Below are 16,284 nucleotides of genomic sequence, written 5' to 3'. Positions count from 1 at the left end.
TCATTTTGTCCCACGTTACCTCATGTCTCTCGGAACAGCGGCAACTGCCTCTTCGCAGAGTGCACGAAATTGGCTAAGAGGCCGTATGTTTGAGCTTGTTTCGATCGCCACCGCCAATCAGGAAATCAAGCGAAGCCGGTTCGTTGCGACGGCCGGTCCGATTGCCGATAGCGAGGCAGCAAAGGCGTTTGTCGCACAGCACTCGGTCACGGATGCCAATCACAATTGCTGGGCCTGGCGTATCGGACAAACCTATCGCTTCAGCGATGATGGCGAACCGGGCGGAACCGCCGGCAAGCCGATCCTCCAGGCCATCGACGGCTTCGAATTGGATATGGTGGTCGTCGTCGTGACACGCTGGTTCGGCGGCACTCTTTTGGGTGCTGGCGGGCTGATCCGCGCTTATGGCGGCACCGCCGCGCTATGTCTGCAAGGCGCGGAGAAGAGAGAAATACTCCCAACCGTCGCGGCAACGATCGATGTGCAGTTTTCACATCTCGCTCTGGTGAAAGCGAAACTTTTGACAGAGGCAGGCGTGCGGCTTGTGGAGGAACGCTTCACCGAATCCGGAGCCGTGCTCGGCGTGACCATAGCCGCCTCGATGGTCGAACGGGTCGTTGACAACATTCAGGATCTGACAAGCGGTCGGGCAACCGTAAGGTTGGATTGATCGGGATATGCCGAAGGATGACGCTCTCGACGCGTTGTGATGGAGCCGCGATAAGCAGCTCAATCGCCGGAGAAAACAACGCCCTGAGGCTGCCCCGGTACGGAAGCGGCTACGCGCAGCACGCCATGAAACCCGACCCAAAGCGCAATCGACCCGAGTGCAAAACTGCCGAGGATCATGAACATCGTGCCATAGCCGATCTCCTGCGCCAGCCAGCCGCCGATTGCCGGGCTCAGGGATGCGCCGACCCCTTGCATCGTCATGACGACGCCCTGGCCGACATTGATGCGGCCGGTTCCGTTCAGGATGCGGGCGACGAGCGTCGGCACGGCAACGCTTTGCAGGCCGGCGCCGATGCCATCGAGAACCTGAACGGGATAGACACCCCAGGATGTAATCAGATGCGCCGCCACGAAGCCGCGGATCGGCAAGGAGACAAACGAAATCAGCAGCACGAGCCATTGCCCTCTCCTTTCCGCCATATGCATCGCGATCAAGGACGTGATGATCATCGTGCCCTGCGCCACCACCAAGGTCAGGGCAACAAAGCCAGCGGGATCGGCGTGACCGGCAGAGACGACAGCCAGCCCGAACAACGGCAACATCGCGCCGTTGCCGAGATGGAACAGCGCAAGCGCACCCGCCAGGATCAGCAGCGGCTTCGACTCGGCGAGTACTTTAAAACCGCTCGGTTTTCGGTGTCTGGAAGGCTCCATCTCCCCCACCGGACCAAGGGCGGCAAGGGTCGCACCCCGCGCTTCGTCATCGTCGATCGCATCGGCCGGGATCATCAGCACGGAAATGATGGTCAGCACGCCGAAGATGGCCGACAACCAGAACACGGCAGTCAGCCCGAACATCCAGCCGAGCCATCCCGACAGCCCGGCGCCGACGAGGTTGCCGGCATGATTGAATGCCTGATTGTAACCATTCTGCCGATTGAAGCCGGCCTGCCGGACAATGCCGAGCGTGATGCCATTGAGGGCAGGCCCGATCGCGGCACCGGCAACAGCGGTCGCAACCTGCGACAGGGCCACGACCCAGAAGAGCTGCGAGACCAATATGATCATGGAGGCGAGGACCGTGCAGATGCCGAGCACGATCACGCATGTGCGCTTATGCGTCGTCTCATCGATGAAGGCTCCGGCAGGCGCCATCATCACCATCCCCGCAACCCCGCCGATCGTCATGACGGAGCCGATCGACCCACTTTGCCAGCCATGGGCGACGAGGAAAACCCCAAGGAAGGGTCCGATGCCCGCCTGAACATCGGCCATGAAGAAATTCAGAAATCCAAGTGGGACGAGAGCTCGGGCTTGCTGCTGGTCGTTGGGGGATGAACGCGACAAATGACAACCACATGGCTTCTAAAATCGTCAAATGAAAAGCGTTTGATGGCAAAAGGTTCCCTTTTAGATGAATAAGGCCCCAGGGCTCCCTGTCTAGCTGCTCCGGCGAAATCGATCCTGCGGTGTTTATCCAACGTTGAAGCAGCCGAGCCGTCGCGATTTCGATAGCACGTTGCTGTTCGAAGAGAGCCTCGCCGGTCTCGTCGGCAAAAAAGAGAAGGATTCGGAGGGAAAGCCGAATCCTTCTCGTCTTGATCGGAGGTCAACCGATCGGGGTGGGCAGCCGCATCGGATTGGAACGATAGGCTGCTGCTACCGACACAGTGTGTCGGATTGTGGCGGACTCAGAGTTTGAAAACGCCCCCCTCGCCCAAGCTTGGCTCCTATATACATACATTCGGTATGTTTGACAACAAGTTCGATGCGAATTAAGGCAGAAACTGGAAAAAATTCTTGTTCGCACGTGCCGCGGCATTCATATTCCCGCAGCCACAGGCGGTTATCTGACCAGGCGGATTCGCCCAGCGTCATACGGGAGCGCTGAACGCGAACAACGACGAGGATACTTTGACGACCTGGCTACCGAAGGAATAATATCTGGCAAATCAGATCTGCCCTCGAGATGCCGCCCCCTGAAATCTTACTGAAAACGATTGTGTCGCCGCGACATCTATGACATGGCGCCTGCGACGATAGTGGCAATCGCTGGGAGAACCGGATGAACTTTCTGGGAAAAGACAGGTTTGCGGGTGCGCATCAGCAGGCTGCGTCCATCGACAGCAGCTCACCCTCCGAATATTGGTGGGTACCGGGATGCCTGGCCATATATTTTATCGTCCAGGCAGCCATCCGCATCGCCATCTCCAGCTCGCTGCGGATCGACGAAGCACAGCAGTTTCTCGTCGGCCAATGGCTCGCCTGGGGTTATGACGCCCAGCCACCGCTCTACAACTGGATTCAGTACGGCATCTTCGAAATCTTCGGCACGAGCGTCGCATCGCTCGTCATCGTGAAGAATCTCCTGCTTTTCCTCGTCTATCTCGCCTATTACAAGCTTTTGCGATTACTTGTGACCGACAAAAGCCTGGCGGCGGTCGGGACGCTATCGCTCCTGACGATGCCGCAGATGTTCTGGCAGGCGCAGAGAGACCTGACGCATACCGTCGGCACCCTGCTTGCGGTGCTCATGATCATCTACTTCGTCGTTGCGACCATTCGTCGCCCGACGCTCATCTCCTATGCGCTGATCGGCCTTTGGGCCGGACTTGGCATGCTGACGAAATACAATTTCGCTCTGGTGATCGTCAGCGTCCTCGTCGCGACCTTCTTTCATCCGGTCGGGCGAAAAAGGCTCATCGACTGGCGCCTTCTGCTAACGCTGGCGATCGCCGTTCTCGTGTTCCTGCCGCACGCCATATGGATGGTCTCCAACATGGACCGGGTCCTGGCAACGACGGTCCACACCATGTCGGAGCAAGGCGCCGGCGGAAAGCTTTCCGACATCGGTTTCGGACTTCTCGAACTGGTCAAGACGAGCATCGCGATCGTCGCTCCCACCAGCGTGATCTTTCTGCTGTTCTTCCGTCAATCATTCCTGCGTTCGCTGCGTGCCAGAAGCGAATGGAGCGATTTCGTCGGAAGGATACTTTCAAGCACCGTCGCGATCCTGCTGATCTTGATACTGGTGATCACGCTTACGGAGTTTCGTGACCGCTGGCTGCTCCCCTTCCTGTTTCTGCTACCGGCCTATTTCTGTCTGAAGCTCGATGCAGCGGGACTGCAAAGCCAGGCCGATATAAAGAAATTCCTTTACCTGCCCATCGTCATGATGATTGCGCTGCCCCTGATCATAGCCGGAGGTGTCCTTTTTGCGCGGTTTTTCCATTCTTATGAGCATTTGAACGCGCCCTACGCCACCTTCGTGGACAAAGTCGTTACCGTAGAAGGAAAACAACCCTCGGCGGTCGTGACGACGACGTGGCTCAAGGCCGGCAATCTGCGTGTGAACATGCCGCGCACATCGATCATATCGACGGAATATCCTGCGTCGGATTTAAGCCCGCAGGCCATAGGAAATGGACCGGTCCTGCTGGTTTGGAACGAGCGGGACGGACATCAATCAACCATGCCGAATGCACTGCAACAATGGCTCACATCGAAATTCGGAGCGGCGACACAGTTGCCACCGCAGCAGGACATTGCCCTTCCGTATTACTACGGAAAGGAGCCGGATCGTTATCACTTTGGTTATGCGTGGTATTATCCCAGGCCCAACTGACTTGAGATTTTCAAGCGGTTCGAGCTCATCGAGCGAGAGGCGGTCAATAGGAAGACGCCAATTGCTGGCTACCGCTCCAGCGCGCCCTTTCCGGCGAGAATATGATTGCGAAACTTCGCAATTCGCGCCGCCCGGGTTTCGGACTTCTTCACGGAGCCGAGGTTGATCACATAGCTTTTCTTTCGCCCCGGCGTCAGATCATGGAAAGCCTCCGCCAATTCGGGATCGGAATCCAGCGCCTCGATCAGCTCGTCAGGCAATTCGATATCGCTTTGTTCTTTCGGCGGCTTGATGCCGGCCTCGGCATAACCCATTGCCTCCTTCAGATAAGATCGGATGACGGGCTCCATTTTCGCCACGGCGTCATTGCTCACAAAGCGGATCATATCGGGATGCCGGGTATTCTGACCCTGCTTTTCGAGCACGCCCTCAGGGTCCTTCATCAGTGCCGCGTTGAAGAAAGTGAGGCGAAAATCGCCACGAAAGGCACCGATGATCACGATGTTGCGTCCCTCATGCATGTAGCACGGATGAGCCCACTTCACCGTCTCGACGAGCCCCGCCTCCAGGCAGATTCGACGCAGTTCGTTCAGACCGTCAATCCACAGCCTCGTCGAGCAGTCCGGCGTCGCAAAGCGTTCGCAGCGCCCACATCCCTTGGTAAAGAAGTCCTCGATATCGGTAATCATGTCCTCATCCACTTCATATTCCGGCCTTCTGAATCATCGACATCGTCAGCTCGAGCACGGCGTGGTGAAAGCAAGCGGCCGGACCATGCTCGCATGATTGTATTCCGGGCTTGCCAGCAATGGGTCTCACTTCACTTCTGCCAGCACCTGTTCAAGTCTTTCGAGGAACTGCCGCCATCCCGCCTTGGCACCGCCATAGGCCTGCTTCTGGTCCGGTCGGAAGCCGACCTGCTCCATGCGCAGATGGGTTCCCTTGTCCGTCTGCGTGAGCGTGAAGGTCACAACGCTCTTCAGATCGAAAGCCGGGTCATCATGTGCGAAATTCCATCGATAGGACAGCCTGGCGTTCGGCTCGACGACGAGCACTTCGCAATCCAGGACGCCACCCCAATCGCCACGAAAGCTAAACCGATGTCCCAGGATGGGAACGAAGTCGTTCTTCATCAACCACTCCGCGATCAGATGCGGCTGTGTGAGTGCACGCCAGACCTTTGCCGGCGGATGCGCAATTTCGCGCTCAACCACGACAGCGCGTACCTCGCCCGATACCGCTTTCATTGATCCATCCGATCGAGCAAATCTTCGAGATCACCGAACTTGTCTTCCCAGAAACCGGCCATTTCGCTCGTCCAGTCACGCAACGGCGCAAGAGCGTTTCGTTGCGCGCTATAATGCGTCTGGCGACCTTCGTGCCGGTCGCATACCAGCCCCGCCTGTTTCAGAACGGCGAGATGCTTTGAAACGCCCGGCTGGGAGACACCGGCATAAGCCGTAAGCGCGACGACGGTCTGATCGCCGTCACGGCACAATCGCTCGAATATCGCCCGCCGCGTCGGATCGGCGAGCGCTCGGAAAATGGGATCATGGGCGTTTGCCATACCGATTCATAACCCTTTGGCTATTGATTAGATCAATAGCTGACAGGCTATGAATAAGTCAAGCGCCGATCGGCGGCGCTATTCTCAGGCGCTCATGCTCAGCATGCGGAGGAAATCCACATCGTCGCCGATAAGGGCATCGACCAGCCGGTCCCTGACGCAGCCGCGGATCATGGGAAGCAGGTCGCGGCCACCCTGCCAGAACATGGCAAGCTTTTCCGGCAGCGGCAGGCTCAGACGCACTGCAATGCCGGCCTGCTGCAGCGCCTCTGCGTCAGTGCGGTGAAAGCGGTTCAATTCCAGCGAGACGCCATCAATGCCGCCGGCGCGCATCGAGGCGACGATGTCTACCGGACGATGGTGGAGGATCGCTTCCGTCTGAAGGCGCGGTTCGAGCTCTTTCACCCGCCGCAGATCGATATGATCAAAGGAGGATATGGCGACATGGTCAAACGCGTCGAGCTCTCGCAGTGTCGCGATCATGATATCGATGAGACGATCGGCACGCTCCGGCTCCTTCATTTCGATCGCCAGGCGGGTATCCGTTTGCTTTGCCCACAGCAGCGTATCGGCAAGCGTCGGCACGCGGGTTCCGGCGAAGCGCGCGTCGAATTTCGCGCCGGCATCAAGCGAAAGAATGTGCTGGAGATCGTGATCGGCAACGAAGCCGGAGCCATTGGTCGTGCGATCAAGCGTTCTGTCGTGAATCACGACGATCTGGTCGTCGCGCGTCAGCATAAGGTCGATTTCGCACTCGTTGGCGCCTGCGTTCACACCCGCCTGGAAGGCGAGAATAGTGTTTTCCGGGAAGCGCCGGCTGAAGCCGCGATGAGCGGCGATGCGGAGCGAACCATGACGAGCGACGTGAAGGGGCAAAGGCAATGCAAGTCTCCTTGGGGCGGTTCTTTAGGGGGCAAGCTAGTGAAGTGTCGGATCGAGAACATCGCGCAGATAGTCGCCAATCAGGCTGATCGACAGCGACAGGATGAAGATCACGATGCCCGGCAGGATGGCGATCCACCACTCGGTCATTACATAGTCGCGGCCAGCGCCGACCATGCTGCCGAGGCTGACAAGCGGCGGCTGGATGCCAAGGCCCAAAAAGCTCAACGCCGATTCCTGCAGCAGGATTTCAGGCAGGACGATCGTCAGATTGACGAGGACGACAGAGAGCGTGTTGGGCAAAACATGCAGGAAGGCGATGCGCCCCGTTCCCGCACCATTTCGTCTCAGCGCCGCGACATAGCCTCGCTCCAGCTCCAGCCCTGCCATGGTGCGCACCAACCGCGCGTAACGCTCCCAGCCGTAGAGGCCGAGCAACGCCATGAAAAGCCAGAGATTGTCGCCGAAGAAGGCGAGAACGGCGAGGGCAATGATGAGGAACGGCATCGAGGCCTGAAAATCGACCGCGACGCGGATCAGCATATCGGCAAATCCGCGACCGAAAGCGGCAAGCAGCCCAAGCACCGTGCCCAGCGCCACGCTGATCGCCGACGCGCCGAGCGCGATCAGCAGGCTGGTGCGCAATCCATAGAAAATGCGGCTTAGAATATCGCGGCCAAGCTCGTCCGTGCCGAGAATATGCTTGAATGAGCCGCCGAACAGGATCGGCGGCGCCTTGCGGGCATGAAGATCGATCTGTGCAAAACCATGGGGCGCAAGGACATTGGCGAAGATCGCAACCGTGATGAAGGTTACGAGAACAATGGCGCAAATGGCCGTCATCAAATCGAACCGAAGCCTGGGTTGAAAAGATCGCTCCGATCTGGTTTTGCGAGGAACGTCGGCGCCGGTCGCTGCATTCGCCATGGTTTTACCTTTCGAGGCGGCCGATCAGGCCGATGCGCGATGCCGCAGACGCGGATCAGCGAGAATGTAGAGACAATCGATCATGAGATTGGCCGTCACCATCGTCGCCGTGATGAGCAGCACGATGGTCTGCACGATGTTCAGATCGCGCTGCGCGACGGAGGAGACGAGAAAGCGGCCGACACCCGGCCAGGCGTAAACACTCTCGACCACGGCCGCCCCGCCGATCATGCCACCAACAAGGAAGCCGAGCATGGTCAGAAGCGGCAAGGCCGCATTCGGCATGATATGCCGCCACAGAAGGGCGCTTTCGCCGATGCGTTTGGCGCGCGCCGCCAATATGAACCGCTGGCCCAGCACCTCCAGCACGCTCGAGCGGACGAAGCGGGCGATGATGCCGGCATTGTAAAGGCCAATGACCAGAACGGGCATGACGAGATGCGCCATCGTCGATCCCCCGCCGCTCGGCAAGATCCGCAGGGAGACGGCGAAAAGCTGGATGAGCAGGATGGCGATCAGGAAATTCGGAAGCGAATGCATCAGCACCGCAAGCGCCATGACAAAGCGGTCGATCAGTCCGCCGCGGTTGCGCGCGGCCAGAATGCCGAAGGGTACGCCGGCGCCGAACGCCAATATCAGGGCAGCGCCCATCAATTCCAGCGTCGCCGGGACTTTCGATAGAACCAGCGTCAGGGCATCCTGCCCGTTCAATAGCGACGTGCCGAAATCGCCGCGCAGGAGATGGCCGAGATAGGCGAAGTATTGAATGTAGAGCGGCTGATCAAGACCCCATTGCTGCCGCATCAGCGCCACGACTTCCGGCGGTGTCTCGATCGGCAAAAGGGAATGCAAGGGGTCACCGCTGACGCGCAGGATGACGAAGGTGAAGGTCATCGCCAGGAACAGGGTCACGAATGCTCGCAGAAACGCCCGCAGGATGGATTGAAGCATTGCCTATTCCTTCAGAGCGTTTCAAGCATGGCCGCTGCCTGCCGTACCCCACCGCGCCGCCCGCGAGGAACAGCGGACAGGAGCTTGGCGGTATAGGGGTGGACCGGGTTTGCGAAGACTTCCTCGGTCGGGCCGGTTTCCACGATCTGTCCCGCCTCCATGATCGCGACGCGATGCGAGACATGACGAACCACGCGCACGTCGTGGCTGATGAAAAGTAGCGACAGGCCGCGTGCCCGCTGCAGTTCGAGCAGGAGGTTGAGCACCTGGGCCTGCACGGAAACGTCGAGCGCCGAAACCGGCTCGTCGCAGAGCAGAATTTGCGGTTCGACCATGAGAGCACGGGCGATGGCGACGCGCTGACGCTGGCCGCCGGAGAGCTGATGCGGAAATTTCTGCAAGGCGGAGACCGGCAGGCTGACAGCTTTAAACGCCTCCGCCGCGCGATCGAGCCGGCTTGCCGGATAGCCTATGCCGTGGATGGTGAGCGTCTCCACCATCTGATGGCCGACGCTCCGGCGCGGATCGAGCGCACCCATCGTATCCTGCGAAATAACCTGCAGATGTTTTGCCAGACCGCGCCGGTTCGGCTTCATCAGGCTTTTGAAGGACTGACCGAACAGCGTGATTTCGCCTGATGTCGGCTCGCGGTCGCCGCAGAGCAAGGAGGCAAGCGTGGACTTGCCGCAACCGGACTCGCCGACAAGACCCAATGTTTCGCCGGGTCTCAATTCCAGGCTCACATCCTTGATCGCGTGAAATCCCTTGGCGCGCCCCGGCCAAAGGGAAAAACCCGGAGCATAGGAAAATTGCAGATCGCGGGCGGCAAGTGCAATTCTCGTCTCTGAATTGGCGGCGACTTGCTTCTCAGGCATTATGGGCACTCCATGGATTGAAGCAGGCAAGCGCCGCCGCACCGGCAATCAACGGCGGAACCATCGTCGCGCAATTCGGCTCCGCGCGTGGACAACGGGGCGCAAAGGCGCAGGCCTGCGGCAGGTCGTCATGCAGCTTCAGCTCGCCGGGGATATCCGCGAGCTTCTCAAGCGGCCTGCCCCGTCCGGGCATGGCCTCCAGCAACAGGCGCGTATAGGGATGGCGCGGATTGTCGTAGAGATCGTCCGTGCGATTGATCTCGACCAGGGAGCCCGCATACATGACCGCGATACGGTCGCAGACCTCCGAGACGAGATCGAGATCGTGGCTGATGAAGATCATGGGGATGCCGCGCTCGCGCACCGCCTTGACGAGGAGAGCGACGACCTGCGCCTGCACCGTCACATCAAGCGCCGTCGTGGGTTCGTCGGCGATAATCAATCGCGGCTGCATGGCGAGCGCCGTGGCGATCATCACGCGCTGGCACATGCCGCCGGAAAATTGCGCCGGATAGGCGTTGTAACGCGTCTCTGGCTGTGGAATGGCGACTTCCGCCAGAAGGCGGAGCGCCTCGTCCCTGGCTTCCCTTGTCGACATCCCGGCGCTGACGGCCGCCTCGGCGATCTGGGAGCCGATCGTGCGCACCGGATCGAGGCAGGAAACGGGCTCCTGAAAGATCAGCCCGATCGGGGGCAGCTTTACCCGTGACCGCGGACCGAACTCGGCCGCGTCGTACATGGCATCCTGGAAGGAAATATAGCCCGTGGCACTGGCGCTCGGCCCAAGAAGACCAGCAAGCGCGAGGCAGGTGAGACTCTTTCCCGATCCGCTCTCTCCGACAATGCCGAGGATCTCACCCTCGGCAAGATCGAAAGACACGTTGTTGACCGGATGAAACCGCCCCGCGCCCGTTCCGAACGAGATGCTCAGATTGTCGACCGAAAGAACTGGAACGCCCATCGCGAGGAAGCTCAGCTCTTCTGCTCTTCGAAGGAAAGGCTGCCCGCGCCAAGATCCATCTGGAAGGCCGGCAGAGGCTGCCACTTGATGCCCTTGCGGATGCCGAAGAAGACGGCATTCTGATGCAGGACGGTCTCGCCCGGATCCTCCCATTCGATCAGATGCAGCATGTCGCGGAAGATCTTGGCGCGGTCGGCCGGATCGACGGCCTGCTCCATCTTGGCGCCGAGCGCATCGAAATCGGGATTCTGCCAGATCTTGAACGAGCTCAGATTGCCGGCCGAGCTGAACTGCGTGAAGAAGGAGATATAGGGGTCGGGGACCTGGCCTGTGCTCGACCAGTTGCCGGTCGCGCGGGTTGGCGAGTTCTCAAACAGCTTGCCCGACTCCACGAACTTCATCTTGGCATTGACGCCGACAGCCTGCCACATGGCGACAACGGCCTGCGTCACCGGGTTTTCCGCCGTGTAGTAATTGTTCTGCGAGCGGATCTCGATCTCCTCGCCATTATAGCCGGCATCCTTCAGGAGCTGCATCGCGCGATCGGGATCGTACTGATAGGCCGGATAATCCTTGAGATAGACGGGGCCATAGAGCTCGAACTGCAGCCCGTTCGGTACTTTCGTGCGGCCGTTCCAGATCGTGTCGACGATCGCCTGGCGATCGATGGCGAGGATGAGTGCCTGGCGAACGCGCGGGTCCTTCAGCGCGGGATTGTTCTTGTCGAAGAACAGAATGCGATTGTTCGGAACCGGACCGCCGACGATCTCGTGATCGGTACTCGCGGTAACAACCGAGAGCTGGTCCGGCGGCAAGTCCGTCGCAATGTCGTAGTCGCCGGCCAGCAGGCCGGCAATGCGCGAGGAAACCTCCGGCACGATGCGCAAGGTCACGCGGTTGGCGGCCGGTTTGCCGCGATAGGCCTGATCGTGAGCGGCGAGAACGACGCTCTCATTGGCCGTATAGCTTTCGACCTTATAGGGGCCGGCGCCGACCGGCTTCTGCCGCCAGGTCGTCCAGTTGCCGCCGTTTTTCTGCCAGGCATCCTTGCTGATGACAACGGCCGCATAGGATGCAAGGCGCTGCAGGAAGATCGGGTCCTGGAACTTGGTGACGAAGCGGACCGTCAGCGGATCGACCACCTCGACATGGTCGAGGCTGGTGAAATTAGTGCGATAGGTCGGATAGCCCGGCGCGTCCTTGTTCAGGAGCCGCTCAGGGCCGAAGGAGAAGGCAACGTCTTCGGCGGTCATCTCCCGGCCATCATGGAAGATCACACCAGGGCGCAGCTTCATTTCGAGCACGGTCGAGGAGATCCAGGTCCAGGACGTCGCGAGATTGGGCTTGACCGAAAAATCGCCGCGCATGTCGAGCGCGAGCACAGTCTCGTGGATGGAATAGTTGTTGCGGAAGGCGACGTTGCTGGCGGCGTCGACGGGCTCCTGCGAGACCGGATTCATCTGAACGGCGATACGAAGTTCCGGCCTTTTATCGGCGTTTTCATCAGCGGAAGCGGACAGCGCCGGGATGAAGGCGGAGAGGCCGGCGCCGGCTCCCATAAGAAGGGTCGTACGACGGGTGACCGGGCTGTTGAGGCCGGTGAGCAGAAATTCGGACATCGGCACACTCTCCTATCAAATCTTTGCACAAACGTTTGCGCAAATAAAATACGGCCACTTGCGTTCAGAACCATCGTTTCTTCTACGCAAGGGAGAATGGCCGCAAGCTAGGCGAGCTCGATGACGCACGTATGACAAGTTCGGGAGTAACGAACCGGATCGGACGCTTTTCAACGCGCAGATCCGACGGAAGATTTGAAAGCTCAATCAGAAGATCAAGCGATGCTTCGCACAGTGCATCCGTCGGCTGTGCGACCGTCGTCAGAGGCGGGGCCCAATAGGCGGTATCGGGCACGTTGTCATAGCCGACCACGGAAATATCGGTGGGGATCCGAAGGCCGAGATCGCGCAGGAAAGCGACGACTTCGATCGCAAGCCCGTCGCTACCACAGATCAGCGCCGTCGGGCATTGCGGCGATGCCAAGATATCCGCAAGGAGCTTGCGGTCGCGCTCGCCCTTCTCAAAGGAAATGACGTCGCCGACAACCAAGCCCGCGCTGCTGGCAACCGCGTCCTGAAAAATCGACATCCGATCGCGAAGCGCGCTGCGACTGACGCGGTAGACGAAGGAGATGCGGCGGTGTCCGAGCTCCACCAGGTGATCGAACAGCAATCTTATGCCCTCCCGGTCGTCGGTGAGAACCGCGGGAAGCGGCCCCGTCAGTCCCGCGCCAAGCGTCACATGTGCCTTGCCCATGAGATCAAGGTGATCGCAGAGCGCTTGTTGGCCCGGAAGATCGCTGACCATGATGACACCATCGAAGAAATCCTGCTGAAACAGGCGCAGCTGGCCGGCGATCTCGCCGGCGTCCGCCTTAGCCTGCGCGACCAGCAGTTCCACGCGACGGCGCTGCGCCACGATTTGGAGGCGACTTGTCAGATGCGGCTGATAATGGCCGGAGAGGCTATTGACGATCGCCCCGAAGACACCGGTCCTGTGCGTCCGAAGCGATGTTGCCAGACGGTTGACGACATAGCCGACGCTGCTTGCCGTTGCCTTGACCCGCTCCTGCGTCTCCAGGCTGATGCGGCTGTCAGCCTGGCCGTTCAGGACGCGGGATACGGTCGTCGCGGACACGCCAGCCAGCCGGGCGACGTCCAGAATGCCGATTCTTTTGGGTGCTTTCATACAGTCTGCCGAAATTTTTCGCGCCGTGCCGCACCGGCGCCAGGGGGTTCGGGAACTCTTGCCCCACTTGCCTCGAGACGCAAGATCACATTTCGACTTGGAGGGAAATTTTCATAGGCGACCATGGATCACGAATTCCGCAACTGCTCTAAAGACTGCTAAATCAAAATGGCATTGCGCCCATCTTTAGGACCCACAGAGCAATTCATGAGATCGTCACGACCGTGACGCAAAGTGGGATAAAGCCACCTAACTGGCCCAGCAGTCGGTTAGACACGGTTTTCAGTTTCAGCGCAAATTCCTGCCTGGAGTCTAATCCCAAATGCCGCAAAAGCTGTTGGCAGGCGATCAGCAAGCATTTTCCAGCCCGTAATGAAGGTCCTTTCTCATGACACGTCAACGTCGAAAACCCAGGAATGCCCAGCGCACCTACGGGGTGCTGGTCGGCAAGGTCGCCGATGGCACGATGAAGCCGTCAGGCTCCTCGCCGCATTACGAGATCTGGGTCAAAGCGAATGACGAGGATTTCCGCATTGCCGTCAATGTCCAGTCCGTTGATGGCAGCGAAGTGCTGGTTCACTACGACCCGGACTTCAAGGGCAATAGCGGCCACGACATTGCCGGCATCGCCGAAGGGCCTGCGGGTTTCAAGCCCTTGCAGAGCGGACCCGATGGAGAAGGTCTCGACTATATCCGAGATACGCTCTTCCCGATCGACGACATGACAGCCATTCCGGCCGATGGCGCGCAGCTGTCGCTCTCCAACATGCTCGACGCACAGATCGAACGCGCCAAGGCCGACACGGGCGCCGTCATCGTTGCCTTCGGTGAGTATTTTCAGGACCAGGGGAGCGACGAAACCTTTCATTTCAGCCCGGAACGCGGCGTCCACGATATCCACTTCATGCAAGGCAACTCCGGCAGTTTCGCCGATGACAATCGTGTCCACGGCGATGGCGGGCTATTCATACGTTTTACGGGCGGCGAGACCATCGCCCTGTTCGTGCGCTTTAGCGTGCAGGCGCTCAAGACGGACGAACAGACGGGGGCGCCGCTTAGCTGACGCACCTTGCTATCCAAGGTCTCGCGGCCAGGAGCGTCAGCACTGATTTCATGCCTGGCAGCAATCGTAGCAACTGGAGCAATCATCGAGGGAGAGGTCCAATGAACATCAGTCTGATCGTGCATCCCGGTGTGGATAGCGCTCTTATTGCCTGGCGCAGCGACTTCATCGACCAGTGCCGTGGCTTTGCCCTGCGACGAAAGATCAAGCGGGCAGCGGGAAGCCCGCAAAGCCCGAATACGATCTCGGATGTCGACCCCGACGGCTTTCACGAGGAGATCGTCGCGAGCTGGGTCGGCTTCGCCGACGGACCGGCGGTCGAGGAAGGCACGCGCAAGCCGACCACGGAGTGGCCGATCCAGAAATATCTCTGGTCCGATTTCGCCGTCAATCCCGGCGATGTCGTCGCCTATAAGGTCTCCGCCATGATCGGCCCCGAGACGGCATTGCGGGAATCGCCCGACCATGTATCGGACTGGAGCGATGCCGTGCAGATCGGAGCGGAAACCAGCGGCCATGTCAGCTGCTATTTCAACCGGGGCATCGTCGCCAGCCAATGGCTTGCCCGCCTATTGCCGGAAGAGGCTCCCACCACCAAGCTCAAGAAGGCGATCGCCAACCCGGAGGACCCAATCCGCCAGTTCCTCGCAGGGCCGATCCGCCACAAGCTGGTATCGCTCCTCAATGATGTCAGGTCGAATGGCGGCCATATCTATGCCGCCCTGTTCGAGCTGGATGATCCTGAGCTCATTCCGCTGCTGCAGGGCTTCAAGAAACGCGCCCATATCGTGCTGGGCAATGGCAGCGTCAAGAAAAAGGGAGAGGACGAAAATGAGGATGCCCGATCCGAACTGTCTTCCTGTGATGTCAGGGATCGCATGAGCGCGCCGCGGGCGTTGGCGCACAACAAATTCCTGGTCATCTGCAACGCCGACAAATCGCCCCAGGCCGTATGGACCGGCAGCACGAACTGGACAATGACCGGCCTTTGCACCCAGGCCAATAATGCGCTCCTGATCGACAACCCGGCCGTGGCGCAATTCTATCTCGATCAGTGGAAGACGCTGGCCGCCGACGGCAACGATTCCCCGCCCGCCCTCTATCAAGGCAATGCCGAGCCCCGAACAACACCGAAAGCCAAGAATACGACGGTCTGGTTCACGCCCATGCGCGAAGGGTTAGATCTAGAACAGGCAGGCGAGCTGATCCGTGGCGCCCAGCAGGGCATCCTGTTCGCCATGTTCAATCCCGGACCTCGCGGTACGCTTCTCAACGACATCATCGAGCTTGCCTCTCCCTCGAGCCCTTCGTTCAAACCCGATCTCTACATCCAGGGCGTGGTCAACCAGAATCCGGGTACGGCAAAGAACCCTGTCGTGCTGTTCAACAGAGGCGAGAGGATCGACGCCAATGCCGACGTCGTCCTGCCCGCCGCGATCCCCGGCCGTTTCGCCTATTGGCAGAAGGAAGTTCTGAAGCTGCCGACGGCTCACGCCATGGTCCATAGCAAGGTCGTCATCGTCGATCCATATAGCCCCAATCCCGTCGTCATGACCGGCTCCCACAATATGGGCCCGAAGGCGAGTGGCGTGAACGACGAGAACCTGGTAATCATCACTGGCAACGGCGATCTTGCCAGCCAATATGCCGGCAAGATCATGGAGATCTATGCCCAGTATCGCTGGCGGCAATCCGTGCAGAAGCAGGGCGGCACGCCGAAGTGGACCGGCCTGGCTGATGATGACAGCTGGCAGATCAAATCGCCGGATCAACCCTATGACAAGCGTCGCATACGCGAGCTCGACTTCTGGTTCGGCAACAATGACAACAACTGAGATCTGACGCGCGTCAGCCCTGGATCGCAGCAAACCTGCCGCGATCCTGGCTCGACTTTTTCGTGCATGTGTAATGCCGACGCAATCTTCGGCTTCTAGTGGCTTGGCAACAATCTGGATTTCCGAATGTTGCTTCGCTGCTCTCCTCCCATGCTTCTCCTTATCGGCGCTTTGGCGC

General features: G+C 59.5%; 15 protein-coding genes. 4 read left to right on the top strand and 11 right to left on the bottom strand.

The window, feature by feature from the left end; all coding sequences use genetic code 11:
- Window positions 1–85 precede the first annotated feature (85 nt).
- Window positions 86–670, top strand: a complete 585-nt coding sequence (locus GDN47_RS18770; RefSeq protein WP_113353291.1) for an IMPACT family protein — start codon at window positions 86–88, stop codon at window positions 668–670.
- A gap of 59 nt (window positions 671–729) precedes the next feature.
- Here GDN47_RS18770 and GDN47_RS18765 read toward each other — a convergent pair whose 3' ends face one another.
- Complete coding sequence (locus tag GDN47_RS18765; RefSeq protein ID WP_152093981.1) at window positions 730–2,019, bottom strand: MFS transporter; 1,290 nt, start codon at window positions 2,017–2,019, stop codon at window positions 730–732.
- A gap of 718 nt (window positions 2,020–2,737) precedes the next feature.
- Here GDN47_RS18765 and GDN47_RS18760 point away from each other — a divergent pair.
- On the top strand, window positions 2,738–4,297 hold the full coding sequence (locus GDN47_RS18760; RefSeq protein WP_113353293.1) for a glycosyltransferase family 39 protein: 1,560 nt from the start codon (window positions 2,738–2,740) through the stop codon (window positions 4,295–4,297).
- 68 nt (window positions 4,298–4,365) lie between these two features.
- Here the strand turns inward: GDN47_RS18760 and GDN47_RS18755 are convergent, their stop codons facing one another.
- From GDN47_RS18755 to GDN47_RS18710, 10 genes are all read right to left on the bottom strand, one after another.
- On the bottom strand, window positions 4,366–4,986 hold the full coding sequence (locus GDN47_RS18755; RefSeq protein ID WP_113388756.1) for a YdeI/OmpD-associated family protein: 621 nt from the start codon (window positions 4,984–4,986) through the stop codon (window positions 4,366–4,368).
- A 126-nt stretch (window positions 4,987–5,112) separates the two neighbouring features.
- Entirely contained in the window at window positions 5,113–5,544 is a 432-nt protein-coding gene (locus tag GDN47_RS18750) for an SRPBCC family protein (protein ID WP_113353295.1), read from the bottom strand.
- Window positions 5,541–5,864 (bottom strand): ArsR/SmtB family transcription factor, encoded by a 324-nt coding sequence (locus GDN47_RS18745; RefSeq protein WP_113395096.1) that lies wholly within the window; start codon window positions 5,862–5,864, stop codon window positions 5,541–5,543. The genes GDN47_RS18750 and GDN47_RS18745 overlap by 4 nt, the downstream gene beginning before the upstream one ends.
- 84 nt (window positions 5,865–5,948) lie before the next feature.
- Entirely contained in the window at window positions 5,949–6,746 is a 798-nt protein-coding gene (locus GDN47_RS18740) for a glycerophosphodiester phosphodiesterase (RefSeq protein ID WP_113353297.1), read from the bottom strand.
- Between the two features lie 36 nt (window positions 6,747–6,782).
- Entirely contained in the window at window positions 6,783–7,673 is an 891-nt protein-coding gene (locus GDN47_RS18735) for an ABC transporter permease (RefSeq protein WP_152093980.1), read from the bottom strand.
- Window positions 7,674–7,697: 24 nt separating this feature from the next.
- On the bottom strand, window positions 7,698–8,624 hold the full coding sequence (locus tag GDN47_RS18730) for an ABC transporter permease (protein WP_113331181.1): 927 nt from the start codon (window positions 8,622–8,624) through the stop codon (window positions 7,698–7,700).
- 11 nt (window positions 8,625–8,635) lie between these two features.
- A complete protein-coding gene (locus tag GDN47_RS18725; protein ID WP_113395098.1) occupies window positions 8,636–9,499 on the bottom strand; it encodes an ATP-binding cassette domain-containing protein in 864 nt (287 codons plus the stop codon).
- Complete coding sequence (locus tag GDN47_RS18720) at window positions 9,492–10,460, bottom strand: ABC transporter ATP-binding protein (protein WP_113395099.1); 969 nt, start codon at window positions 10,458–10,460, stop codon at window positions 9,492–9,494. Before GDN47_RS18720 ends, GDN47_RS18725 begins: the two co-directional genes overlap by 8 nt.
- Window positions 10,461–10,471: 11 nt before the next feature.
- Window positions 10,472–12,079, bottom strand: a complete 1,608-nt coding sequence (locus GDN47_RS18715; protein ID WP_113395100.1) for an ABC transporter substrate-binding protein — start codon at window positions 12,077–12,079, stop codon at window positions 10,472–10,474.
- 82 nt (window positions 12,080–12,161) lie between these two features.
- The gene (locus GDN47_RS18710) at window positions 12,162–13,208 is read right to left on the bottom strand and encodes a LacI family DNA-binding transcriptional regulator (protein ID WP_233789991.1); all 1,047 of its coding nucleotides are present in this window, start codon (window positions 13,206–13,208) and stop codon (window positions 12,162–12,164) included.
- Between the two features lie 388 nt (window positions 13,209–13,596).
- On the opposite strand from GDN47_RS18710, the gene GDN47_RS18705 reads away from it, so the two are divergent.
- Together GDN47_RS18705 and GDN47_RS18700 are read left to right on the top strand one after the other, a co-directional pair.
- Entirely contained in the window at window positions 13,597–14,271 is a 675-nt protein-coding gene (locus GDN47_RS18705) for a DUF2278 family protein (protein WP_152093979.1), read from the top strand.
- A 101-nt stretch (window positions 14,272–14,372) separates the two neighbouring features.
- Window positions 14,373–16,106, top strand: coding sequence for a phospholipase D-like domain-containing protein (locus GDN47_RS18700; RefSeq protein ID WP_152093978.1), 1,734 nt, complete (start codon window positions 14,373–14,375; stop codon window positions 16,104–16,106).
- Window positions 16,107–16,284: the final 178 nt, after the last annotated feature.

The organism is Martinezella dioscoreae (genome assembly GCF_009176305.1).
GTDB lineage: Bacteria > Pseudomonadota > Alphaproteobacteria > Rhizobiales > Rhizobiaceae > Rhizobium > Rhizobium dioscoreae.
Note: the sequence above shows the minus strand (reverse complement) of the source record. Positions and strands in the feature narration are given on the sequence as shown.

Excerpts from the sequence above, each read along its gene's own strand:
- GDN47_RS18770 (WP_113353291.1), top strand. The coding sequence starts at position 86 with ATGTTTGAGCTTGTTTCGATCGCCACCGCCAATCAGGAAATCAAGCGA.
- GDN47_RS18760 (WP_113353293.1), top strand. The coding sequence starts at position 2,738 with ATGAACTTTCTGGGAAAAGACAGGTTTGCGGGTGCGCATCAGCAGGCT.
- GDN47_RS18755 (WP_113388756.1), bottom strand. The coding sequence starts at position 4,986 with ATGATTACCGATATCGAGGACTTCTTTACCAAGGGATGTGGGCGCTGC.
- GDN47_RS18750 (WP_113353295.1), bottom strand. The coding sequence starts at position 5,544 with ATGAAAGCGGTATCGGGCGAGGTACGCGCTGTCGTGGTTGAGCGCGAA.
- GDN47_RS18745 (WP_113395096.1), bottom strand. The coding sequence starts at position 5,864 with ATGGCAAACGCCCATGATCCCATTTTCCGAGCGCTCGCCGATCCGACG.
- GDN47_RS18735 (WP_152093980.1), bottom strand. The coding sequence starts at position 7,673 with ATGGCGAATGCAGCGACCGGCGCCGACGTTCCTCGCAAAACCAGATCG.
- GDN47_RS18730 (WP_113331181.1), bottom strand. The coding sequence starts at position 8,624 with ATGCTTCAATCCATCCTGCGGGCGTTTCTGCGAGCATTCGTGACCCTG.
- GDN47_RS18725 (WP_113395098.1), bottom strand. The coding sequence starts at position 9,499 with ATGCCTGAGAAGCAAGTCGCCGCCAATTCAGAGACGAGAATTGCACTT.
- GDN47_RS18720 (WP_113395099.1), bottom strand. The coding sequence starts at position 10,460 with ATGGGCGTTCCAGTTCTTTCGGTCGACAATCTGAGCATCTCGTTCGGA.
- GDN47_RS18715 (WP_113395100.1), bottom strand. The coding sequence starts at position 12,079 with ATGTCCGAATTTCTGCTCACCGGCCTCAACAGCCCGGTCACCCGTCGT.
- GDN47_RS18710 (WP_233789991.1), bottom strand. The coding sequence starts at position 13,208 with ATGAAAGCACCCAAAAGAATCGGCATTCTGGACGTCGCCCGGCTGGCT.
- GDN47_RS18705 (WP_152093979.1), top strand. The coding sequence starts at position 13,597 with ATGACACGTCAACGTCGAAAACCCAGGAATGCCCAGCGCACCTACGGG.
- GDN47_RS18700 (WP_152093978.1), top strand. The coding sequence starts at position 14,373 with ATGAACATCAGTCTGATCGTGCATCCCGGTGTGGATAGCGCTCTTATT.